Annotated in this window: 21 protein-coding genes, 1 tRNA gene, 1 pseudogene and 1 riboswitch; of the genes and pseudogenes, 17 read left to right on the top strand and 6 right to left on the bottom strand. The window is 69.4% G+C overall.

The window, feature by feature from the left end; translation table 11 throughout:
* Positions 1-225 precede the first annotated feature (225 nt).
* From BLV63_RS14560 to BLV63_RS14520, 10 genes and pseudogenes are all read left to right on the top strand, one after another.
* A complete protein-coding gene (locus BLV63_RS14560) occupies positions 226-1,359 on the top strand; it encodes an adenosine deaminase (protein WP_066214488.1) in 1,134 nt (377 codons plus the stop codon).
* Between the two features lie 15 nt (positions 1,360-1,374).
* Positions 1,375-2,055, top strand: a complete 681-nt coding sequence (locus tag BLV63_RS14555) for a MazG nucleotide pyrophosphohydrolase domain-containing protein (protein ID WP_066214490.1) — start codon at positions 1,375-1,377, stop codon at positions 2,053-2,055.
* Positions 2,056-2,221: 166 nt separating this feature from the next.
* Positions 2,222-3,502 (top strand): phosphopyruvate hydratase, encoded by a 1,281-nt coding sequence (gene eno, locus BLV63_RS14550; protein WP_066214492.1) that lies wholly within the window; start codon positions 2,222-2,224, stop codon positions 3,500-3,502.
* Between the two features lie 125 nt (positions 3,503-3,627).
* Entirely contained in the window at positions 3,628-4,407 is a 780-nt protein-coding gene (locus BLV63_RS18965) for an FtsB family cell division protein (RefSeq protein WP_074784594.1), read from the top strand.
* 57 nt (positions 4,408-4,464) lie between these two features.
* Positions 4,465-4,902, top strand: a pseudogene (locus tag BLV63_RS19130) (DUF501 domain-containing protein); the annotation flags it as partial.
* Positions 4,903-5,079: 177 nt separating this feature from the next.
* A complete protein-coding gene (locus tag BLV63_RS19125; protein ID WP_254780610.1) occupies positions 5,080-6,096 on the top strand; it encodes a Ppx/GppA phosphatase family protein in 1,017 nt (338 codons plus the stop codon).
* Positions 6,097-6,165: 69 nt separating this feature from the next.
* The gene (locus BLV63_RS14535; protein ID WP_082724161.1) at positions 6,166-7,671 is read left to right on the top strand and encodes a S8 family peptidase; all 1,506 of its coding nucleotides are present in this window, start codon (positions 6,166-6,168) and stop codon (positions 7,669-7,671) included.
* Positions 7,672-7,725: 54 nt separating this feature from the next.
* A complete protein-coding gene (locus tag BLV63_RS14530) occupies positions 7,726-9,138 on the top strand; it encodes an NAD(P)/FAD-dependent oxidoreductase (RefSeq protein ID WP_066214499.1) in 1,413 nt (470 codons plus the stop codon).
* Positions 9,139-9,360: 222 nt separating this feature from the next.
* Positions 9,361-9,437, top strand: a tRNA-Leu gene (locus BLV63_RS14525).
* Between the two features lie 76 nt (positions 9,438-9,513).
* The gene (locus BLV63_RS14520) at positions 9,514-10,122 is read left to right on the top strand and encodes a dihydrofolate reductase family protein (protein WP_066214501.1); all 609 of its coding nucleotides are present in this window, start codon (positions 9,514-9,516) and stop codon (positions 10,120-10,122) included.
* 58 nt (positions 10,123-10,180) lie between these two features.
* Here BLV63_RS14520 and BLV63_RS14515 read toward each other — a convergent pair whose 3' ends face one another.
* Together BLV63_RS14515 and BLV63_RS14510 are read right to left on the bottom strand one after the other, a co-directional pair.
* Positions 10,181-11,008, bottom strand: a complete 828-nt coding sequence (locus tag BLV63_RS14515) for an aldo/keto reductase (protein WP_066214504.1) — start codon at positions 11,006-11,008, stop codon at positions 10,181-10,183.
* A gap of 37 nt (positions 11,009-11,045) precedes the next feature.
* Positions 11,046-12,242 carry an MFS transporter gene (locus BLV63_RS14510; protein ID WP_066214505.1) on the bottom strand — a complete coding sequence of 399 codons (1,197 nt, stop codon included), beginning with the start codon at positions 12,240-12,242 and terminating at the stop codon, positions 11,046-11,048.
* Between the two features lie 116 nt (positions 12,243-12,358).
* Here BLV63_RS14510 and BLV63_RS14505 point away from each other — a divergent pair, with 116 nt between their 5' ends.
* Entirely contained in the window at positions 12,359-12,811 is a 453-nt protein-coding gene (locus BLV63_RS14505) for a MarR family winged helix-turn-helix transcriptional regulator (RefSeq protein WP_066214507.1), read from the top strand.
* Between the two features lie 163 nt (positions 12,812-12,974).
* Positions 12,975-14,003 (top strand): FUSC family protein, encoded by a 1,029-nt coding sequence (locus BLV63_RS14500; RefSeq protein ID WP_083369906.1) that lies wholly within the window; start codon positions 12,975-12,977, stop codon positions 14,001-14,003.
* Positions 14,004-14,025: 22 nt separating this feature from the next.
* Here BLV63_RS14500 and BLV63_RS14495 read toward each other — a convergent pair whose 3' ends face one another.
* Positions 14,026-14,361, bottom strand: coding sequence for a DMT family transporter (locus BLV63_RS14495; RefSeq protein WP_066214512.1), 336 nt, complete (start codon positions 14,359-14,361; stop codon positions 14,026-14,028).
* The gene (locus tag BLV63_RS14490; RefSeq protein WP_066214514.1) at positions 14,362-14,676 is read right to left on the bottom strand and encodes a DMT family transporter; all 315 of its coding nucleotides are present in this window, start codon (positions 14,674-14,676) and stop codon (positions 14,362-14,364) included.
* Between the two features lie 12 nt (positions 14,677-14,688).
* Positions 14,689-14,752, bottom strand: a riboswitch (guanidine-III (ykkC-III) riboswitch).
* 123 nt (positions 14,753-14,875) lie between these two features.
* Here BLV63_RS14490 and BLV63_RS14485 point away from each other — a divergent pair.
* Complete coding sequence (locus BLV63_RS14485) at positions 14,876-15,802, top strand: Bax inhibitor-1/YccA family protein (RefSeq protein ID WP_066214516.1); 927 nt, start codon at positions 14,876-14,878, stop codon at positions 15,800-15,802.
* A gap of 231 nt (positions 15,803-16,033) precedes the next feature.
* Here BLV63_RS14485 and galK read toward each other — a convergent pair whose 3' ends face one another.
* Together galK and galT are read right to left on the bottom strand one after the other, a co-directional pair.
* Positions 16,034-17,254: a galactokinase gene (galK, locus tag BLV63_RS14480; RefSeq protein WP_066214518.1), complete on the bottom strand. Its 1,221-nt coding sequence runs from the start codon at positions 17,252-17,254 to the stop codon at positions 16,034-16,036.
* The gene (galT, locus tag BLV63_RS14475) at positions 17,251-18,429 is read right to left on the bottom strand and encodes a galactose-1-phosphate uridylyltransferase (protein WP_066214519.1); all 1,179 of its coding nucleotides are present in this window, start codon (positions 18,427-18,429) and stop codon (positions 17,251-17,253) included. The genes galK and galT overlap by 4 nt, the downstream gene beginning before the upstream one ends.
* Positions 18,430-18,577: 148 nt before the next feature.
* On the opposite strand from galT, the gene BLV63_RS14470 reads away from it, so the two are divergent.
* The 4 genes from BLV63_RS14470 (at position 18,578) to ilvA (ending at position 22,956) form a co-directional block, all read left to right on the top strand.
* Positions 18,578-19,510, top strand: coding sequence for an aldose 1-epimerase family protein (locus BLV63_RS14470; RefSeq protein WP_066214521.1), 933 nt, complete (start codon positions 18,578-18,580; stop codon positions 19,508-19,510).
* A 247-nt stretch (positions 19,511-19,757) separates the two neighbouring features.
* The gene (locus BLV63_RS14465; RefSeq protein ID WP_066214523.1) at positions 19,758-20,342 is read left to right on the top strand and encodes a hypothetical protein; all 585 of its coding nucleotides are present in this window, start codon (positions 19,758-19,760) and stop codon (positions 20,340-20,342) included.
* Between the two features lie 90 nt (positions 20,343-20,432).
* Positions 20,433-21,728, top strand: a complete 1,296-nt coding sequence (locus tag BLV63_RS14460) for an AI-2E family transporter (RefSeq protein ID WP_082724162.1) — start codon at positions 20,433-20,435, stop codon at positions 21,726-21,728.
* Positions 21,718-22,956: a threonine ammonia-lyase gene (ilvA, locus tag BLV63_RS14455; RefSeq protein WP_373277847.1), complete on the top strand. Its 1,239-nt coding sequence runs from the start codon at positions 21,718-21,720 to the stop codon at positions 22,954-22,956. Before BLV63_RS14460 ends, ilvA begins: the two co-directional genes overlap by 11 nt.
* The last annotated feature ends 114 nt before the right edge of the window (positions 22,957-23,070 follow it).

Here is a 23,070-nt window from a genome sequence, read left to right as displayed (position 1 = left end):
GGGCGGGGCCCTCGCCGCCGTGGACCCAGCCGACTACCGCGTAGTCGACTCCCCACGCTCGTCCCTCCCTGGCGCCTCCCACTGTTCGCTTCGCTCACAGCGGGTCCCTCGGCGCCAGGGGCCCAGCATGGGCCCTCGCTTGGGGACCCCCAGCCGACTACCGCGCAGTCGGCTCCCCACGCTCGTCCCTCGCATGGGGACCCCTCGCCGACTACGCTTAGCACCGTGACTGAAGCGCTCAATGATTCCGCAACCGCCCCCGACTTCGACCTGAGGGACCTGCCCAAGGTCTCCCTCCACGATCACCTGGACGGAGGGCTGCGTCCCGCGACCATCATCGAGCTCGCCGCCGCCGTCGGGCACGACCTTCCCTCGACCGACCCGGTCGCCCTGGGCCAGTGGTTCCGCGACTCCGCGGACTCCGGCTCGCTGGTCCGTTACCTCGAGACCTTCGACCACACCATCGCCGTGATGCAGACCCGTGAAGGCCTGATCCGCGTGGCGAAGGAGTTCGTCGAGGACCTGGCCGACGACGGCGTCGTTTACGGCGAGGTGCGCTGGGCTCCGGAACAGCACCTGCAGAAGGGCCTCACCCTGGACGAGGTCGTCGAGGCCGTGCAGGAAGGCCTCGAAGCCGGCATGGCCGCCGTCGAGGAGTCCGGCCGCGAGATCCAGGTGGGTCAGCTGATCACCGCCATGCGCCACGCCGACCGTGGCCAGGAGATCGCCGAACTCGCCGTCCGCCACCGCGACAAGGGCGCCGTCGGCTTCGACATCGCCGGCGCCGAGCTGGGTTTCCCGGCCTCGCGCTTCCGCGACGCCTTCACCTACCTCGCCGAGAACAACTTCCCGGCCACCGTCCACGCCGGTGAGGCCGACGGCCTGGCCAGCATCCAGTCCGCCCTGGTCGACGGCCGTGCGCTGCGCCTGGGCCACGGCGTCCGGATCGCGGAGGACGTCACGGTCGACTTCGAAGCCGACGACGACGGCGAGCAGATCGGCATGGTGTCCTTCGGCACCCTCGCCGCCTGGGTCCGCGACCGCGGCATCGCCCTCGAGGTGTGCCCGTCGTCCAATCTGCAGACCGGCGCGATCGCGTCGTTCGGCGACGACATCTCCGCACACCCGATCGACATGCTCTACCAGACGGGCTTCAACGTCACCATCAACACGGACAACCGCCTCATGAGCGGCGTCACGCTGACGGACGAGTTCAACCTCCTGGTCGAGACGTTCGACTACGACCTGGACGATCTGCTCGAGCTGACCCTCAACGCCGCCGAGGCCGCCTTCCTCCCGCTCGAGGAGAAGGAAGCCCTGGTTGAGTACATCAACGAGGCGTACGCCAACCTCGCCTGAGGACCGGAGGGGACCATGGAGACGACAGTGGGTGCGGGGGAGAGGACCGAGAGGCTCCTCGACTGCATCGCGGCCCTCCGCACCCACTGCCCGTGGACCCGCGCCCTCACGCATGAAAGCCTCCTCGAGTACCTGATCGAGGAGGCCCACGAGGTGGTCGAGACCGTCGAGGACGGCACGGCGGACCCCGAGGAGCTGGCCCAGGAGCTCGGCGACGTGCTCCTGCAGGTGGTGCTGCACGCGCGGATCGCCGAGGAGGACGGCCGCTTCGCCTTCTCCGACGTCGCCGAGGGCCTCCGCCTCAAACTGGTGCGGCGCAATCCCCACGTCTTCCACCCGGACGGCAGCCTCCGGGACAGTTTCCCGGCCACCGTGGAGGAGATCGAAGCCCGCTGGGACGCCGTGAAACGGGCGGAGAAACCCCAGCGTGAGTCCGTCTTCGAAGGGGTGCCTGCGTCCCTGCCCGCCCTGGCGCGTGCGGCCAAACTGCTCTCCCGCGCCCGGCGCGACGGCGGTGCGCTGCAGCCTCCGCCGTCGGCGTCGCCGGTGCGCTGCGAGGACGAGGAGAGTCTCGGTGAGGCGCTTCTCGCGCTGGTCGCGGACGCCCAGGAGCGGGGGCTCGACGCCGAGCGCTCGCTGCGCGCGGCACTGCGCCGCCGGGAGCCTGGCGGGGGCGGTTCTCAGCCCCGCTCTTAACACCGCGCGATGGCGACGTTAAAAGTCCCACCCCGGGAGGAATGCGCCGAACCCCTGCGCTAGGCTTGTGGCGGGACGAGGCCGTCCTGCACCGCACGGCCCATCCACGACTGAGTGAGCGATGTGTCACACGGTGATACGTCAGCTGAAGAACAGGAGCTTTTCCATGGCGCTCATTGATGCCATCCACGCCCGCGAGATCCTCGATTCCCGTGGCAATCCGACCGTTGAAGTTGAAGTCCTCCTGAGCGATGGCTCCCTGGGCCGCGCCGCGGTTCCCTCCGGCGCCTCCACCGGCGAGCACGAAGCCGTGGAACTGCGCGACGGCGACAAGGGCCGTTACCTCGGCAAGGGCGTCCAGCTGGCCGTCGACGCCGCGATCGAGCAGATCGGCCCGGCACTGGAGGGCTTCGACGCCACGGACCAGCGCAGCATCGACGCCGCCATGATCGAACTGGACGGCACCCCGAACAAGGGCAAGCTCGGCGCCAACGCGATCCTGGGTGTCTCCCTGGCCGTCGCCAACGCCGCCGCCGCGTCCGCCGACCTCCCGCTGTACAAGTACCTGGGTGGCCCGAACGCCCACGTGCTGCCCGTGCCGCTCATGAACATCCTCAACGGTGGCTCCCACGCCGACTCCGATGTGGACATCCAGGAATTCATGATCGTCCCGCTCGGCGCCGAGACCTTCTCCGAGGGCCTCCGCTGGGGCGTCGAGGTCTACCACCACCTCAAGTCCGTGCTCAAGGAGAAGGGCCTGTCTACCGGCCTCGGCGACGAGGGCGGCTTCGCCCCGAACCTGCCGAGCAACCGTGCGGCACTGGACCTGATCCAGGAAGCCATCGTCAAGGCCGGCTACACCCCGGGCAAGGACATCGCCCTGGCCCTGGACGTCGCCTCCTCCGAGTTCTACCAGGACGGCGCCTACCAGTTCGAGGGCAAGCAGCTCTCCGGCGAGGAGATGAGCGCCTACTACGCGGAGCTCGTCGACGCCTACCCGCTGGTCTCCATCGAGGACCCGCTGGACGAGAACGACTGGGACGGCTGGAAGCACCTCACCGACACCCTCGGTGACAAGGTTCAGCTGGTGGGCGACGACCTGTTCGTCACCAACCCGAAGCGCCTCCGCGAGGGCATCGAGAAGGGCACGGCCAACTCCCTGCTCGTCAAGGTCAACCAGATCGGTTCCCTGACCGAGACCCTGGACGCCGTCTCCCTGGCCCAGCGCTCCGGCTACACCACGATCACCTCCCACCGCTCCGGCGAGACCGAGGACACGACGATCGCGGACATCGCCGTCGCCACCAACGCCGGCCAGATCAAGACCGGCGCCCCGGCCCGCTCCGAGCGCGTCGCCAAGTACAACCAGCTCCTGCGCATCGAGGAGGAGCTCGCCGACGCCGCCGTCTACGCCGGCCGCGCCGCCTTCCCGCGTTTCAAGGGCTAAAGCCCGGACGCTGTGCGGAACGGCGGTTATGGTTGAGGAACCATGACCGCCGTTCCGGCGTTTAACCCCCGGCGGATGACCGTCCTGCCGACCCCACTCCCGACCGAACTTCCGAGGTGATCACCGTGGCCACCCGCCGCCCCAAGGTTCCGCGCGCGACGCTGCTCGACGGCGGTTCCTCCGCGACGCGCAAGCCGGCTTCCCGGGCGGGCGCGTCAGGTTCCGAGGAGTCCCGCTCGCACGGCGCCCGCACGGCAGGGCAGCAGGGCACAGGCCAAAACGGCACCGGGCAGCGGGTCGAAGCCGAACGCACCGTCGCGGATTTCACGGCGAAGGCCCGGGAGAAGAACGGTTCGGGGGCGGCGTCCACCACGTCGAAACCGGCGAGCGGTGACGCGTCCGGCTCGGCCAGGCCGAAGCAGGCCGGGGGAGCCTCCGGAGGCACGTCCGCCAAGGCGGCCGGCCCGGCGTCGTCGTCCAAGGCTCCGGGAGCGGGCAAAGCCGCCGCGGAACCCACTCCGGTTCCCGCCCGGGCGTTCTCCGGCCGCCTGCTGGCACTGGGGCTGGTCATGCTCGCGATCACCGTTCTCCTGGCTCCCACGGTGAAGAACTGGTGGGATCAGCGCCAGCAGATCGCGCAGCTGCAAGAGGACATCCGGACCAAGCAGGCGGACCAGGACGAGCTGAAGAAGCAGATCGTCCGCTGGCACGATCCGGCCTACGTCCAGCAGCAGGCCCGCGACCGCATTAACATGGTGATGCCCGGTGAGATCGGGTACTGGGTCTTCGGGAAGGAAGGCGGCACCGCCGGGGTCAGCGCTCCGGAGGGGACCACCGCTCCCGTGCCGGGGGACACCCCCTGGACCCAGAAGTTCCTGGACTCCGTCCGGGAAGCCACCAAGTAACACGACGTCCCTGGGGCCGGAGCCGCAGGTCGAACCGTCGCAGTGAGGAAAGTGAAGATGAGCGCAACGGCCCACCAGCCCACGGGCGGCGAGGACCGCACGGTCACCGAACAGGACCTGGACACGCTGAGCCGCCAGCTGGGCCGTCCCGTCCGCGACGTCGTGGAGATCTCCGCGCGCTGCGTCTGCGGCAACCCGCTCGTGGCGGCGACGGCGCCGCGGCTCGGCAACGGCACGCCGTTCCCCACCACCTTCTACCTGACGCACCCCGTGATCACCTCCGCCGTCTCCCGTCTCGAGGCGACCGGCCGGATGAACGAGATGAACGAACGGCTCGCCTCGGATCCCGAGCTGGCCGCCTCCCACCGAGCCGCGCACGAGGCCTACCTGGCGGCGCGTCGCGAGATCGGCCGCATCAGCGGGGTCGGCGAGGTCCCGGAGATCGACGGGATCTCCGCCGGTGGCATGCCCGAACGCGTGAAGTGTCTCCACGTCCTGGTGGGCCACTCGCTCGCCGCCGGCCCGGGCGTCAACGTCCTGGGGGACGAGGCGATCGAAGGCATCGCCGAGTGGTGGACCATGGACCGCTGCTCGTGCGACGGCGCCTGGGACACGAGCGGGCAGGCTCCCGCCAAGGACCTCAGCCGCCACGGCCCGCAGGGCCGCCCCGATCTGGTCGGCCGTCCCGCGCCGCGCCGTTCCACCACGCGCCGCGTCGCGGCGATCGACTGCGGCACCAACTCGATCCGTCTCCTGGTGGCCGACCGCGACGCCAAGGGCCGTCTGGAGGACGTGGTCCGGGAGATGCGCGTCGTGCGACTGGGCCAGGACGTGGACAAGACCGGTGAGTTCGCCCCGGAAGCGCTGGAGCGCACCTTCGCCGCTGCCGAGGAGTACGCCCGCTTGATCGCGGAGAACCCCGCCCCCGCGGGCGATTCCACTGAGGACGGCTCCGTCGCTCTCACCCCGGCCGACATCCGCTTCGTCGCCACGTCGGCGAGCCGCGACGCCCGGAACCGCCAGACGTTCGTGGACGGCATCCGGGAGCGTCTCGGCGTGGATCTCGAGGTCATCAGCGGAGACGAGGAGGCTTCGCTGTCCTTCGCGGGCGCCGCGAGCGTCCTGCCTCCCCGCGGCGAGGAACTGACGCTCGTGGTCGACCTGGGCGGCGGCAGCACCGAATTCGTCCTGGGCGACGACGACGGCGTGCGGGCGGCCCGCAGCGTCGACGTCGGCTGCGTGCGGCTCACGGAGCGCCACCTCCGCAGCGACCCTCCCACCGCCGAAGAGATCGCCTCCGCGGAAGCCGATGTGAACGCGGCCCTCGACCTCGTGCTCGAGACCGTCCCGCTCGGCCGCGCGAGCGCCGTCGTCGGAGTGGCGGGTTCCATCACCACCATCACGGCCCACGCGCTGGGCCTGGAGCGGTACGACTCCAGCCGCATCCACGGCGTGCATCTGAGCTTCGCCGATTTGCGCCGCGCGTGCGACAGCCTGCTGTCGATGACGCGCGACGAGCGCGCCGCTCTCGGGTTCATGCACCCCGGCCGGGTGGACGTGATCGGCGCCGGAGCCCTGGTGTGGCGGACCGTGCTCGGCCGGCTCGAGGACCTCAGCCAGGGGCGCCTCCAGGAGGCCGTGACCAGCGAACACGATATTCTGGACGGAATCGCCCTCAGCATCGCCTGAGGGGCTTCGCCCGGGACGGCCGGTTGCGGGAGTGACTGGCTGGACCCCGAGACGGAACGACGGGAGCACATGAGGGCACAAGACGCGCACCGCGCACGAGGACGGGGCCGGTGTGTCCGGATCCTGTCGACGGCGCTGGTGCTGACCATCGCGGCATCACTCTCCCTGGCGGCCCCCGCCCAGGCGGACAGCATCCGGTCCGGCGAGTACTGGCTGGACGGTTACGGCGTCACCAAGGCCTGGAAGGAGAGCCGTGGGGCCGGGGTCAAGGTCGCGATCATCGACTCCGGCATCGACACGGCCCACCCGGATCTGAAGGGTTCCGTCGTCGAGGGGACCGATGTCTCCGGAGCCGGGAACCCGCAGGGCACCAAGAGCATCGGCGCCAAGCCGGAGCACGGCACCCTGGTGGCGAGTCTCCTGGCGGGCCGGGGGCACGGCACCCGGCCGAAGGCGTCCCCGTCACCGACGTCCTCCAAGCCTCCCGCACCCACCGTGCAGAGCATGGGCGCCGGGCCGGACGGCATGGTGGGCGTGGCCCCCGAAGCGCAGCTCCTCTCCGTTTCCACGTGGCTCGGCTCGCCCAATCCGGCGGGCAAGTCGGATGAGGATCAGATCCCCGAGGCCGTCCGCTGGGCCGTGGATCACGGCGCGAAGGTCATCAACATCTCCCTGGGCAGCTCGTCCCCGGACTGGCCCCAGAGCTGGGACGCGGCGTTCCTCTACGCGGAGCAGAAGGACGTCGTCGTGGTCGCGGCCGCCGGCAACCGGGGGAGCGGCAACATCCAGGTGGGTGCTCCCGCGACGATCCCCGGCGTCGTGACCGTCGCAGGACTCGACCGGAAGAACATCGCCAGCCAGGACTCGTCGTCGCAGGGCATCAGCATCGCGGTGGCGGCGCCCGCCGAGGAACTGGAAGGCGCCCTCCCCGGTGGCGGCTACGCGACCTGGAGCGGGACGTCCGGTGCGGCGCCGATCGTGGCGGGTGTGGCGGCCCTCATCCGGTCGAAGTACCCGGACATGAGCGCCAAACAGGTCATCAACCGGATCGTCACCACGGCGAAGGACGTCGGCGAGCCCGGCCGTGACCCTCTGTACGGCTTCGGCATCCTGGACGCCGAGAAGGCGCTGACCGCCACCGTGCCCGAGGCGCAGAGCAATCCGCTCGGCAGCATCTCGGAGTGGATCCGGGTGCATCGGCGCGGCGGTGAGCCGACGCGGAAGCCCCCGGCGGGCTCCGGCAACCTCATGCCCCAGCCGGCCGTGTCGGATCCGGCGCCCCCGGTGGCGCAGGGTGCGGACGGTCTGGACTCGGCGCTGCCCGCCACTCTCGTCCTCGGATTCTCGGCCCTGCTTCTGGCGATGCTGGTGGCGGCGGTGCTGCATGTCCGGTCGGTGAGCCGGCGGGAGAACGACGGCGCCGGATCGCCGCCGTCGGACGCTGCGACAGGGGAGGCGGCCGCCTCAGCTCCTGCCGAACCGTCCGCCCCCGAGCCGTCGCCGTCAGCTGACGCGGCTCCGGGCCGGGAAGACCTCTCGGAGAAGACGCCCGGAGGCCCGCCGGCAGGGGGCTGATCAGCCGCGTTCACACTATGTGAATGTTTTCACAAACTGCGCTATCCTGAGGGTATGGCAATCACTCAGCAGCCCCTTGCTCCCCAATTGCAGGACCGCCCGCGCGTTCTCGTCGTCGGCGGCGGCTACGTCGGACTGTACGTAGCGCTCAAGCTCCAGAAGAAGATCGCGAAGGCCGGCGGCATCGTCACCGTCGTCGATCCGCTTCCCTACATGACCTACCAGCCGTTCCTTCCCGAGGTGGCCGGCGGCAACATCGAGGCACGCCACGCCGTGGTCTCGCACCGTCAGCACCTCAAGGAGACCGAGCTCATCCAGGGCCGCGTCACCGCGATCGATCACGCCAACCGCAAGGCCGTCGTGGCCCCCGCGGACGGCGGCGCCCCGTTCGAGATCCCGTACTTCGACGTCGTGCTGGCCGCCGGCGCCATCACCCGCACCTTCCCGATCCCGGGTCTGGCGGACAAGGGCATCGGCCTGAAGACCATCGAAGAGGCCGTTGCGCTGCGCAACCAGGTCCTCAACAAGATCGAGCTGGCCTCCACCATGACCGACCCCGAGAAGCGCAAGGCCGCTCTGACCTTCGTGGTCGTCGGTGGCGGCTTCGCCGGTATCGAGGCGATCACCGAGCTCGAGGACATGGCCCGTCAGGCCGTCCGTGACAACCCCCGCGTCGACCAGAGCGAGATCCGCTTCGTGCTGGTCGAAGCCATGGGCCGCATCATGCCCGAGGTCACCGCCGAGCAGGCCGAGTGGGTCGTCGAGCACCTGCGCAGCCGCGGCATCGAGGTGCTCCTGAACACGTCCCTGGCCGACGCCGAGGACAAGCTCAAGCTCATCAACATGGCGGACAAGTCCCCGGCCGGGGAATTCGCCGCGGACACCCTCATCTGGGCCGCCGGTGTGCAGGCCAACCCGATGGTCCGGTCCACCGACTTCCCGCTCGAGCCGCGTGGCCGCGTCCGCGTGCTGCCGGATCTCCGCATCGCCGGTGACGAGGGCATCATCGAGAACGCCTGGGCCGCCGGTGACGTCGCCGCCGTTCCGGACCTCACGGGCAAGGGCCTGCCGGACGGCACCTGCGTGCCGAACGCCCAGCACGCACTGCGCCAGGCCAAGGTTCTCGCGAAGAACCTGTGGGCCTCCCGCTGGGACAAGCCGATGCACGACTACAAGCACAAGAACCTCGGCGCCGTGGCCGGTTTCGGCTCCTGGAAGGGTGTCGCGAACATCAACCTGCTCGGCCGCATCGGCCTCAAGGGCTGGCCGGCCTGGCTCGCCCACCGTGGTTACCACGGCATGGCGATGCCGACGTTCGAGCGCAAGTTCCGCGTGGTCGGTGGCTGGTTCCTGAGCCTGTTCGCAGGCCGCGACGCCACCCAGCTGGTGGATCTGGACAACCCGCGTGGCGCGTTCGAGGCCGCCGCTCGTCCGGCCCCGAAGCCGGCTGAACCGGCCGCCAAGTAAGTCCTCGGCCTCCGCGAGGAGGCCCGGCTGCCGCTTGCCAGCGCTCGACGGCGCCGCTCACCGTGATGGTGGGCGGCGCCGTCGTCGTTTCCAGGGTTCTTCCTGGCTCCCCGGCTTGCGTGCTCAGTTGTTGCGGGTGTGTGGCTTCGGAACCCGCAACAACTGAGCACGCAAGTGCGACGACGGCGGGGCACCGCCGTGGCACGGATAGGATGGATGCGCGCCCCAATAGCCCAATTGGCAGAGGCAGCGGACTTAAAATCCGCTCAGTCAGGGTTCGAGTCCCTGTTGGGGCACCAATACACCGCAGTACAGTGAGTCCATCCCGTCGCCGCGTCGTCGGCGCAAACCGTCCGAACTTCCGGAGGTGAGGGCATGGCCGCCCGTTTCGTGTACTGGATGAATGTCTCGCTGGACCTGATGATCGAGGCGGAGCCGGGGGAGGAGGGCGGCGGCGACTGGATGCGCATCGGCGAGTCGCTGCATCGTGAGTTCAATGCGCGGGCCCGCGAGCTCAGCATGGACGTCTCCGGCCGGGTCATCTACGAGACCATGGAATCGTTCTGGCCGAAGGCCCGGACCGATTCCTCCCTGCCCGACTTCATGCGGGAGTACGGCGAGATCTGGACGGACGTCCCCAAGGTGCTCGTCTCCCGGACCCGCACGAGCGCCGACTACAACACCCGCATCATCGGCGGTGACGACGCCATCGCTCAACTGGCCGCGCTGAGGGCGGAGGAGAGCGGCGACATCGGCGTCGGCGGAGCGACCCTGGCCACCCAGCTACTGAACGCGCACCTTCTGGACGAGGTCATGCTGTTCACCCACCCGGCGATCCTGGGCCGCGGGCGCCCGCTGTTCGACCAGGTGGACGAACCGCTGGAACTCGAGCTGCTGGAACAGGCCTCCTTTGAAGCGGGTGTCACCCTGCACCGCTATGCCGTTCGCGGAGCGCTCCAGGCGGATGAGGTACCCGAGCCTTAACCCCGCGCGGGAGGCGGCGAAGTTCATCGCCGCCTCCCGGGAGGGTTCACGTCAGGGATCAGCCGTTGAAGGTCGCCGGGTGGGGACCGGTGCGGCCGTCCTTCTCCAGGGCGTCGATCGCGCTGAGTTCGTCGGCGCTCAGCTCGAAACCGAAGACGTCCAGGTTCTCCGCGATGCGCGACGGCGTGACGGACTTCGGGATCACGATGCGGCCCTGCTGGAGGTGCCAGCGCAGGATCACCTGGGCGGGGGTGCGGCCGTGGGCCTCCGCGATCGCCAGCACGGACGGGTCCTGCAGCGCCGCGCCCTGGGCCAGCGGGCTCCAGGCCTCGGTGGCGATGCCGTGCTCGGCGCCGAAGGCCTGGACCGCGCGGTTCTGCAGGGCGGGGTGCAGCTCCACCTGGTTCACCACGGGGACGACCGTGGCCTCGGCGAGGAGCTGTTCCATCTGATCCGGCTCGAAGTTCGAGACGCCGATCGCCCGGACGCGGCCATCGGCGTAGAGCTTCTCGAGGGCCTTCCACGTGTCGATGAAGCGGCCGTTCGCCGGGGCCGGCCAGTGGATCAGGTACAGGTCGAGGTAGTCCAGGCCGAGCTTCTCCAGGCTGGCGTCGTACGCGGCGAGGGTCTCCTCGAAGCCCTGGTCCGCGTTCCACACCTTGCTGGTGATGAACAGCTCGCCGCGGTCGATGCCGGAGTCGGCGATCGCCTGTCCGACGCCGCGCTCGTTGCCGTAGATGGCCGCGGTGTCGATGCTGCGGTAGCCGGCCTTGAGCGCTTCGGCGACGGCCGCCGTCGTCTCCGCGTCCGGGACCTGGAACACGCCGAAGCCGAGCTGCGGCATCTCGATGGCGTTGTTCAGGGTGATGGTGGGGATGGTGGTCATCGTGTCGTCCTCCTGGGAGTGGGATGGTTCGGCGGGCTCAGGCGGTGGCCGGAGCCTGCTCGGATTCGGTGGAGGGGGTGGCGGGCTGTTCCCGCCGGGCTTTCAGGGCGGCGATGATCATGATGATCAGAGCCGGGACGGTGACCAGTGCGCCGGTCCAGACGGGGGAGGCGTAGCCGAGCCCGGCGGAGATCGCCAGACCGCCGGCCCAGGCGCCGAGGGCGTTGCCCACGTTGAAGGCGCCGATGTTCGCGCCGGACGCCAGGGTGGGCGCGCCGCCCGCGTAGTGCATGATGCGGGACTGCAGTCCGGGGACCGTGCCGAAGCCGAAACCGCCCATGACGAACAGCGCGACGGCGGCGACCCACGGGATCGAGGCGAGGAGCCCGAAGAGCACCAGGGTCACGAGCAGGCCGGCCACGAAGAAGATCAGCGTCTTGTCGATGTCACGGTCGGCGAGCTTGCCGCCGATCCAGTTGCCGACGAACAGGCCGGCGCCGGAGAGCATCAGCAGCCACGGCACGGCGCTGCTCGGATAGCCGGAGATCCCGGTGAGCGTGTAGGCCATGTAGGTGAAGGCGCCGAACATGCCGCCATAGGCGAGGATCGTGACGAGGAGCGAGAGCCAGACCTGTCCGCTGCGGAACGCGGTGAGCTCGTGCCGCAGGCTGGGCGCCTTGCCGTCCTGATGCAGCGCCGGAACCAGGAAGGCGATGCCGATGAAGGCGACGACGCCGGTGGCCGAGATGACCCAGAAGGTCGAGCGCCAGCCGAACTGCTGGCCCAGCAGCGTCCCGAAGGGCACGCCGAGCACATTGGCGGCGGTCAGACCGGTGAACATGATGGCCACGGCCTGGGCCTTCTTGGCGGGTGCCACGAGACCTGAGGCGACCACTGCGCCGATGCCGAAGAACGCGCCGTGGCAGAGGGCCGCGAGGATGCGGCCGGTCAGCATGACCCCGTAGCTCGGGGCGATCGCGGAGAGCGTGTTGCCGACGATGAAGAGGATAAGGAGCCCGAGCAGCACGGGCTTGCGGGGGAGCCGGGTGGTGGCGGCGGTGAGAAGTAATGCGCCGACGGTGACGGCGAGGGCGTATCCGGAGATCAGCCATCCGGCGGTTGCTTCGGAGACGCCGAAGTCGGTGGCGACCTCGGGCAGCAGCCCCATGATGACGAACTCGGTCAGCCCGATCCCGAAGGCGCCGACGGAGAGCGCGAGAAGACCGATAGGCATGGTGGTGAACACTCCTGCTAGACTGGATTTAGTTGCAAGCGCTGGTTATTTCACTTGCAGGTGCAATAGTTGCACACGCAAGCAAGCGATGCAAGCCGAGCCTTCAGGAGGTCCCCATGAGCATTGACGACGACGCCGTCGAAGTGCGCGCCCAGGGCTGGCGCACCCTCGCCGCACTGCACGGTGTGATCGAGGCCGGGCTGGAGCGCGCCCTCAGCGACGAGGTGAAGCTCTCCGTGGTCGAATACACCGTGCTCGACGCACTGAGCCGCCAGGATGGCTGGCACATGCGCATGCAGCAGCTCGCCCGTGCCACGGCTCTCAGCGCCAGTGCCACCACGCGCCTCGTGACCCGGCTGGAGGACCGCGGCCTGCTGACCCGCATCCTCTGCGCGGATGACCGCCGGGGGATCTACACCGAGCTCACGGCCGCGGGCCGCGAGCTGTACGAGAGGGCGAAGCCGGTCCATGACGAAGCGCTCGAACGCATCCTGAACGACGCCGGAGAGCACCAGGAACTGTCGGCGCTGGTCGCGGCGCTCCACGACGTGTCGCGCGCGAGCGCCTGATCGCCGCCTCGTGGCGGGCCGGTTCATGACGGGCCGGTTCGCCCGCCGCCCGGAGGGGACCTAGGATTTCCCTGAGGGGATCCGTGAGGATCCCCAGGAAGACGGCGGGGCTGCCGCAGCCGGGGTGTGACCTGGCGAAGCAGCCTCACCAGGAAAGGCTTTGGTGGGCGCACTCCTCAGCACGGGTCGCGGATTCTTCGCCACAGGGCCGGCCGGGAACCACGGAGTCGCCGCGGTTCGCGTGGCGCTCAGTGTGGCGATCCCCATGGTCACGCTTCTGATGATCGGCCATCCCGAATGGTCGATCTATGCCGTGTTCGGCGCCTTCACCAGCATGTACGGCCGGGGCGAACCTCATCTGTGGCGGGTGGTCCATCAGCTGGAGGCGTCCGCCCTGCTGGTCTCCGCCGTCCTGATCGGCACCGTGCTGGCCCATCTGCATGCCCCCACCCCCGTCCTGGTCCTGGTGGAGACGTGTTTCGCCGCACTCGGATCGGTGGTGGCGGACGCCGCGAAGCTCAATCCCGTGGGGCCGTTCTGGGCCTTGTTCGCCCTCGGCGCCTCCGCCTCCGTCACCCATCCGATGCCGCTCTGGGTTCCGTTCGTCGTGGGAGGGGCGTCGTCGGCGGTGAGCCTGGCCCTGAGTCTCGTGGTCTGGCGGCTGGCGCCGGACGCGGCCGCCGGGGAACGGCGTCTCCGGGTCTCCAGCCCCTGGCGCGACGGCGTCATCCTGCGGCAGGCGCTGCGGTACTTCGTGGCGGTCGGCGTCGCGGGGGCGGCCGGCATCGCCAGTGGCTGGGGGCATCCGTACTGGGCCATGGCGTCAGCCGCGATCCCTCTGGCCGCGGGGGCGCTGAGTGCCCGCCTGAAACGCGGTGTGCACCGGATCGTGGGAACCCTCGTGGGCATCGGGCTCACGGCGCTGATCCTCTGGCCGCAGCCGTCCACGATGATGCTGGTGCTGCTGATCCCGCTCCTGCAGTTCCCGTCGGAGCTCTTCATGCGCCGCAACTACGGGCTCGCGCAGGCGTTCCTGACCCCGGTGGTCCTGTTGGTGACGCTGCTGTCCAACCCGGGCGATCCCGTCCCCGTGCTCACCGACCGTGCGGTGGAGACGCTGCTGGGCGCCGTCGTCGGCATGGCGGTGGCGGTGTTGCTGCGTGAACGGCGGCAGCCCGCCACCGATCATTGAGGCTCGGTGATGGCCGGGTGAGTCAGTGCTTGCCGGGGGAACTGGACGGCAGCAGCTTGAGTCCGCCCACCGCAGCGATGATCCCCGCGATGAAGAGGAGCTTCAGCGGGCTGGCGCTCTCGGCCCCCGTCGCCATGGCGTAGCCGACGGTCAGTGCCGCGCCGACGCCGGTCCACACCGCGTACGCGGTGCCCATGGGGATGTGTTTGGCGGCCCAGCCGAGGCCGATCATGCTCAGCACGAGGCCGATGGCGAAGACGATGGTCGGGCCGATCTCGGTGAAGCCGTGGGACAGGCCGAGCGCGGTGGCCCAGACGGCCTCCATGAGGGCGCTGGCCAGCAGAACGATCCAGGGCATTCAGCTCACCGCCTTCAGGCCGACGACACTGCCGACCAGGAGTGCCAGCAGCGCGATCCGCGCCACGGTGGCCTTCTCCTGCCGGGTGATCATGGCCCAGACGGCCGTGAGGCACGCGCCGATCCCGACCCACACGGCATACGCCGTGCCGACGGGCAATTCCCGCATCGCGTACGCGAGGCCGATCATGCTGGCCGCCGAGGTGATGACGAACAGAGCCGCCGGTTTCCACTTGCGGAATCCCTGGGACGCCGCGAGGGCCGAGGCCCACACCGCCTCCAGGACCCCGGAGATGATCAAAACGATCCATGCCATGACAAGGCTCTTTCTGAGTCAGTCTTGTCCTGTGCGGGTACTGCTCCCTCGTCCGCAGGCCGGTCAGGGCCTCATTCTCCAGTCTAGCCACGGGCGCATTCCGGGCAAGCTGAGAATGTGCCGGGAACTTTTCCGCCGGTGGGTCGTTGGAGTTGATAGCTTGGAACAACTCGCATTGAACGTCCAGGAGGGATGAGAGATGGCTGCCGGAGGCAACCCGATCTTCAACGGCAAGAATTTCCGTGGCGCGCTGCAGGCGCCGCCACCCCCGAACATGATGAACCCGTACGGCCAGCAGGCCCCGGGTCAGAATGGTTATGCCCAGACGGGCTACGCCCAGCCGGGTCAGCCGCAGTACGGCCAGCCCCAGTACGGTCAGCAGCAGCTCTCCGCCGAGCAGCTCCAGCAGATGTACTCGCAGCCCTCGGCGGGCCCCGCGCAGACCGGCCGGATGACTTTCGACGACGTGATCGTCAAGACCCTCCTGTGCCTCGGGGCCGTCCTGGTCGGCGCCGCGATCACCTGGTTCACGAGCCCCGGGCTGGCCCTGGGCCTCATGATCCTGGGCGCGCTGGGCGGTTTCGCGCTCGCGATGGTCAACACGTTCAAGAAGGAGCCGGTCCCGGCCCTCATCCTGGCCTATGCCGGCTTCGAAGGCCTGTTCCTCGGCGGCATCACCAAGGTCCTGGAGATGCGCCTTCCCGGCATCGGTCTCCAGGCCGTGCTGGCGACGCTCGCCGTCTTCGGCGTGACGCTGCTGCTCTTCACCTCGGGCAAGGTCCGCGCGACCCCGAAGATGATGCGCTTCTTCCTGATCGCGATGATCGGTTACGCGGCGTTCAGCCTCATCAACTTCTTCCTCATGATCTTCGGCGTCGTGAAGGATCCGTGGGGCCTTCGCGGCATGACGATCGGCGGCATCCCGCTGGGTCTGATCATCGGCGTGGTCGCCGTGATCCTGGCGGCCTTCTCCCTGATCATGGACTTCACGAACATCGAGGCCGGCGTCCACAACGGCGCCCCCGCACGGTACTCGTGGACCGCCGCCTTCGGCCTGACGGTCACCCTGGTGTGGCTGTACGTGGAGCTGCTGCGTCTGATCGCCATCCTGAGAGGCAACGACTAGTCCTCTCCGCAGGCCCGGCCAGGGCTCTGCTGAAGCACGACGACGGCGCCGCTCACCCGGAAGGGGAGCGGCGCCGTCGTCGTGTGCCGGCAGTGCTGTGGGCAGCCGTGTGGTTGGGGGGCGTGCGGGGGAGGTCGCCGCTGCCGAGTCCGCTATCCGAGGCGTGAATTCGCTACACGATGTAGCGACCTCACGCCTCGGATAGCGGACTCAGCCGACAGGGCGCAGGTGTCAGGCGAGGCGGCGCGCGCCGTCCGCGGGCGTCACCGTGAAGAGCCGTGGCTCGCCGAACCCGGCGGAGGCGAAGGCGCCGAGCACCGCCTGCCGGACCTCGTCCTCGAGGCCCCGGGGCGTGAGCGCGATGGCCGATCCTCCGAAGCCGCCGCCGGTCATCCGGGCGCCGATCGCGCCGGCCGCCCGTGCGGAGTCCACGGCCACGTCCAGCTCCGGGCAGGAGATCTCGAAGTCATCGCGCATCGAGACGTGGCTGGCGTCGAGGAGAGGGCCGATGGCCTTGGCGCCCTCGGTCCGGAGGACCCCGACCGTCTCGAGGACCCGCGCGTCCTCCGTGACGACGTGACGGACCCTGCGGAAGGTCAGCTCGTCCAGGAGTTCCTCGGCGCGGGGCAGGTCCTCCAGGCCGAGGTCACGCAGCGCGGGGACCCCGAGGGCGGCCGCACCCGCCTCGCATGCCGCGCGGCGGCTCGCATACCCGCCGTCGCTGTGCGAATGCGCCACGCGCGTGTCGATGACGAGCATGACCAGGTCATCGGCTTCCGCGTCGAAGGGAATGAGCTCGGCGTGCTGGTCCCGGCAGTCGAGGAACACGGCGTGGCCGCGCTCTCCGCGCAGGGAGGCCGACTGGTCCAGGATGCCGGTGGGCGCGCCGACGAAGTCGTTCTCGCCGCGCTGGGTCAGGAGCACCAGATCCTGAGCACTCAACGAAGCTCCGGACAGCTCGGCGAGTGCCGTGATGGTGGCGCATTCGATGGCGTGGGAGGACGACAGCCCGGAGCCGAGGGGGACCGTGGAGTCCAGGTACAGCTCGAAGCCGGACACGGCCACGCCGGACTGCTCCAGGGCCCAGGCCACGCCGAGGGGGTAGCTCGCCCAGCCGTAGTCGCCTCCGGGCGTGATCCGGTCGAGGTCGAACTCGAGCACGTCGGCGGCGCCCTGCGTTCCGGTGCCCTGTGTCCCCGCGCCCTGGGCCGAGAGCAGGCGGACCGTGCGGGATTCCGGCAGGGTCCGCACGGCCACCCTGGCCTTGAGGTCGATCGCGAAGGGGAGGACGAACCCGTCGTTGTAGTCGGTGTGCTCGCCGATGAGGTTGACCCGTCCGGGTGCCATCCACACGCCGTCCGCGTCGTGGCCGAACGCGTCGCGGAAGGCCTGGAGGATGTCCTGCTGGCCGGATTCCTGGCGGCCGGTGGCCTCGGTGTGCTGCGAGGTCATGAGCGGGCTCCTTCGGGGGAGGCGGAGGGGACGAGGAGCGGCGCGACAGGCGCGGCCGGGTCCGTGGAACGGTACGGCGAGACGGAGTCTCGCAGCCGCGCGGCGACCGATTCCGGGGTCACATCGTTGATGAACGCCCCCATGGCGGCCTCGGACCCTGCGAGGTACTTCAGCTTGTCGGCGGCGCGGCGCGGCGAGGTCAGCTGGAGGTGGAAGCCCATGGCCTCACGGTACCCGCGCAGCAGCGGCGCCTGATGCCAGGCGGCGATGTACGGGGTGGGGGTGTCGTAGAGGCCGTCGATGCGGCCGAGGAGGTCCAGGTACAGGGTGGTCAGCTCGTCCTTCTCGGCTCCCGTGAGTGCGGCGAAGTCCGGGACGTGACGGTGCGGGGCCAGGTGCAGTTCCAGTGGCCACCGGGCGGCGAACGGCACGTAGGCGCTGAAGTGCTCACCTTCCAGGACCATGCGGGAGCCGTCGCCGCGCTCGCGGCGGACCACGCCTTCCAGCAGCGTCTCGCCGTCGGACCGGCCGGAGCGGTACTCGACGGCGGTCCGGGCCATGGCCTCGGCGCGCGGCGTCACGTACGGGTAGGCGTAGATCTGGCCGTGGGGATGATGCAGGGTGACGCCGATGTCCGCTCCGCGGTTTTCGAAGGGGAACACCTGGCGGACACCGCTGAGCGCCGAGAGTTCCCGCGTCCGGTGGGACCACGCCTCCACGACGGTGCGCGCGCGTTCCCAGGGGAGCTCGGCGAACGAGCCGCTGTGCTCCGGGGTGAAGGTGACGACCTCACACCGTCCGCTGGCCGGCGCGAGCGTCCCCCACCCGGGACTCGAGGGGATGTCGCCCACGACCGGGCCGAGGGACGGGAAGCGGTTCTCGAACGCGACCACCTCGTAATCCTCGGCGGGGATCTCGGTCGCGCGTTCGGGGGTGCTGGGGCAGATGGGGCATTCGTGGGCCGGGGGGAGATGTGTCCGGGTCTGCCGGTGCGCGGCGACGGCCACCCATTCCCCGCTCAGAGCGTCATAGCGCACCTCGCCGGACCCTTCCGGGCCGAGGTCCCGCTGCGGCAGATCGCGAGTGTCCGGGACGTCCGCGGTGCGGCCCGGAGCGGCGTCGAAATAGATGATTTCGCGGCCGTCGGCCAGGTGTGAACGTGTCACCGATGTCATGGCTGCCCTCGCTTCCAACGCCCGCTCTGTGGGGCTCTGATCAGACTCTAGCAAAGAACGAATAATTTCTAACAAAAAGGAACATTAATGATCGCGTCACGTGCCGACAGCCGTTTGACCGCTCGACTCCGACCGGTACGGTGTTGCCATGCCTGAATCATCCAGCAGCCCTGCCGTCCGCTGCGCGAGCGGCACCCAGTACCGCCTCGAGCGCGGGCATGCCGTCGCCGTCGTGACCGAACTCGCCGCGGCGCTCCGCAGCTATTCCGTGGACGGCGTGCTCCTCACCGAGACCTTCGGTGACCACCAGATCCCGCCCGGTGCCTCCGGCATCACGCTGGCGCCGTGGGCCAACCGGGTGGAGGACGGGAAGTGGACGCTGAACGGCGCGACTCAGCAGCTGGACATCACCGAGGTCTCCCGCAACAATGCGAGCCACGGCCTCCTCCGCAATGCGGCCTACTCCAGTGTCGAGCAGAGCGGGGAGCGCGTGGTCCTCGAAGCCACGGTCTTCCCGCAGCACGGTTACCCGTTCCTCGTCCGGCACCGGGTGGCCTACGAACTCGAGGAGAGCGGCGCGCTGCGCGTCACCCAGACCCTTCTGAACGACGACGACGCCGCGGCCCCGGTCGTGCTCGGCGCTCACCCGTACCTCCGGCTGGGCGAGCTTTCGGCCGAGGATCTGACCCTCACCGTCCGCGCGGACCGCTGGCTGGAGACCGACGAGCGCCTCATTCCGCGGGCCGAGCGCCCGGTGAGCGGCGGCACCGACCTGCGGGCCGGCGTCGTGCTTGCGGAATTGGACACGGACACTGCTTACACCGGGCTGGAGCGGGACGAGCAGGGGCGCGCCCGGACCACGCTCAGCGGCGCCGATGGCCGATCCGTCACGCTGTGGCAGGACGACCGGTGCGGCTACGTCCACATCTACGCCACGGGAGGGTTTGACGGGCGGGCGAAGGCGCTCGCCGTCGAACCGATGACCGGCCCGGCCAACGCCTTCAACTCCGGCGATGGACTGCAGTGGGTCCAGCCGGGTGCGGAGTTCAGCATGAGCTGGGGGATCGAAGCCTCCTGGTGACAGGTCCCCGGAGGCGCCCGGTGAGTGCGGCGGGCCGGGGAGACGTCCCCATCGCGGCGGCGCTCCAGGGACCCTAGGATGTGAGCATGGCCAGGGCGGCCATTCGGGATGGGGGACACCGATGGGTGGAGGAATTCACGGCGCCGACGTGGCGCAGGCGGCCGATCAGGAACTGCCGGCTCGTCCGCGGCCTCGTCGACTCGGTGCACGTCGAGCGGCGCTGGCTTCCGTTGCGGCACTCGGCCTCATGGGCGTTCTGCCGGCCTGCGGGGTCGCGACCGACACCCCCGGCCATGACCACACCTCCTCCTCGCAAGGAACGCCGGTCCTCGGAAATTCGACTCTGGATCAAGCAGGGATCGCCAAGATCACGGCAGACCGTTCGGCGCGGTTCGATTTCTCTTCAGGGACCCTGACCCGCAACGCGGTGGGGCTCGGACCAGGGCTCCAATCGCCCATGGTGGATCTGCGGGGAACCGGAAAGATGGACCTGCGGATCGCGGCGCCTCAGGGGGAGATCACCGCGCGGACCGATGTGCTCAATGCCTTGGTCCACGACGGCAAGGACACCGTGGATGAGCTGAGTTACTTCCTGACCACGGAATCGAAGGACGAGTACATCGCCGCGGTCCGAGCCGCAGTCACCGGCTACGGCATCGATCGGTCCAGGGTCGAGGAATGGATCCGGGGGTTGAACGACCACCCCACGGGCCGTCATTACTCGGCACTTCCGCCCGGCGATAAGACGGGCCTGGAGGTCATCTACGACCTCCGCTTCGACTATGACAAGAAGGTTCACGTCATCATCGTGACGGTGAGTCCTAAGCCCTGAACCGACCAGGTCGCCTTCAGTGCGCGTCCTGCACCGCCCGCCATGCGAACCTGATTTCCAAATGGGGGGAGGCTGCGCCACGATTGATGCATGTCAGGTGTAGCCAAGAACGGTCAGTCAGTGGTGCCCCGTCCGACGCGTGGCAGAGAACTCGATGAGGACATCCCGTACGGCATCCGGATCGCCGCGGCCTGGTCCTGGCGCGTGGGGGTCATCCTCCTCGCCACGGGCGCGCTCATCTGGCTGCTCTCGAAGGTCAGCTTCCTGATCATCCCGCTCCTCCTCGCGGCGCTCCTCACGGCCCTGCTGAACCCGGTGGTCGGCTGGCTGAGCAGGCACAAGATCCACCGCGGTCTGTCCGTCGCCCTCACGTTGCTCGGCCTGATCGCGCTCATCACCGTCACGCTGATCTTCGTCGGGCGGCAGGCCACCGTGGGCTTCAAGGAACTCTGGGGTCAGGCGCTCGAGGGTCTGAAGCAGATCCAGGGGTGGCTCCAGGACGGCCCGCTGCACCTCACCGCCGACCAGCTGGACGGCTACATCCGCAACGTCGTGGATGCCGTGCAGAACCAGAGCAGCACCATCCTGACGGGTGCCCTGAGCGTGGGCAGCGGTGCCGGGCACATCGCGGCCGGGCTCCTGCTGACCCTCTTCATCCTGATCTTCTTCCTCCTCGAGGGCCGCCAGATCTGGGGCTTCATCACTCGCCTGGCCCCGAAGAAGGCCCGCCCGGCCATCTACGGCGCCGGCAGCAAGGCCTGGATCTCGGTCGGCAACTACGTCCGGATCCAGGTGTTCGTGGCCGCCGTCGACGCGATCGGCATCGGCGTCGGCGCCGCCGTGATCGGCGTGCCCCTGGCCCTGCCCCTCGGCCTGGCGGTGTTCCTCGGCTCGTTCATCCCCGTGGTCGGCGCCCTCGTCACCGGCGCGGTGGCGGTCCTCCTGGCCCTCGTGGCGAACGGCCTGGTGAACGCCATCATCATGCTCGCGATCGTCCTCGCCGTGCAGCAGCTGGAGAGCCATGTGCTGCAGCCGCTCGTCATGGGCAAGGCCGTCTCCCTGCACCCGGTCGGGGTCATCCTGGCCGTCGCCGCAGGCTCCTTCCTGGCCGGCATCCCCGGCGCCCTGTTCGCCGTGCCGATCCTGGCCGCGCTGAACACCGCCATCCGCTACATCGCCGGACGCGGCTGGGACGACGACCCTGCCGTCGCCGCCCTGGACGGCACGACGACGCCGGCCACCTCCGATGAGGAGATCGACGCCGCGGCGGGGGAGACGCCGTCGTCGTCCGCTGAAGAGCGCACTGAACTTCCGGCCCCCGTGAGCGGGCCGGGGACGCAAGAGAAACCGAACAATTCCAAGGAGGCGGCCAGTGATGACCACTGAGGCCCTACCCGTCACGCTCCAGGACGTAGTCCGCGCACAGGAATTGCTCGACGGCGTCATTACCGTCACGCCCATCGAGAAGTCCCGGGCGCTGTCCCGGATGGTGGGTGGCGACGTGGTCTTCAAGTGCGAGAACCTGCAGCGTGCGGGGTCGTTCAAGGTCCGTGGCGCGTACGTGCGCATGGCTCGCCTGAGCCCGGAGGAGAAGGCCCGGGGCGTCGTCGCGGCGTCGGCCGGCAACCACGCTCAGGGCGTCGCCTCCGCGGCCAAGGCCCTCGGGATCAAGGCCCGGATCTACATGCCGCTCGGTGTGGCGCTGCCGAAGCTGGCGGCGACCCGTGGGCACGGCGCCGAGGTCATCCTGCACGGTCACAACGTGGATGAGGCCCTCGCCGAGGCGCAGCGTTACGCGGAAGCCTCCGGGGCGGTGTTCGTGCACCCGTTCGACAATGTGGACGTCGTGGCGGGCCAGGGGACGATCGGCCTCGAGATCCTCGACCAGGTGCCCGACGTGGACACGATCATCATGGGTGTGGGAGGCGGTGGCCTCCTGGCCGGCGTCTCCGTGGCCATCAAGGAGCGTGCCCGTGAACTGGGCCGGGAGATCCGGGTGATCGGGGTGCAGGCGGAGAACGCCGCCGCCTACCCGCCGTCGCTCGCCGCGGACGCCCTCGTGCCGCTGAAGAAGGTGTCCACGATGGCCGACGGCATCGCCGTGGGCCGTCCCGGGCAGCTGCCGTTCAGCATCATCCGCGAACTCGTGGACGACGTGGTCACGGTCAGCGAGGACGCCCTCGCCCGTGCGCTCATCTTCCTGCTGGAACGCGCCAAGATGGTGGTCGAGCCGGCCGGCGCCGTGGGTGTCGCGGCACTCATGGAAGGCCGGATCGAGAATCCGGGCAAGGTGGCCGTCGTCCTGTCCGGCGGCAACATCGACCCGATGCTCATGCTCAAGGTGATCCAGCGCGGTCTGTACGCGGCGGGCCGCTTCCTGACGGTGCGGATCCTCCTGGACGACCGTCCCGGCTCCCTGGCCACCATCTCCCGCATCATCGCCGAGCACGACGCGAACGTCACCGGCGTGGACCACACCCGCGTGGGCGGCTCCATCAGCATGGGCGACGTGTCCATCACGGTGGACCTGGAGACCAAGGGCCACGAACACTCCGAGGTGGTGCTCAACGCGCTGCGGGCCGAGGGCTTCCAACCGATCGTGGTGCACTTCTAGGCCCAGCTCCCCACCCTCCTCATCGACTGCTCCGTAGGGGTCGTTTTGGACGCTCAAAACGACATCTACGGAGCAATCGATGGGGGGAAACACCACGAGGGAACAGGTGAGGCC

Origin of the sequence: Arthrobacter woluwensis (assembly GCF_900105345.1) — a bacterium.
GTDB classification, from domain to species: domain Bacteria; phylum Actinomycetota; class Actinomycetes; order Actinomycetales; family Micrococcaceae; genus Arthrobacter_E; species Arthrobacter_E woluwensis.
The sequence above is the reverse complement of the archived record's forward strand: the minus strand, read 5'-3'. Positions and strand labels throughout refer to the sequence as shown.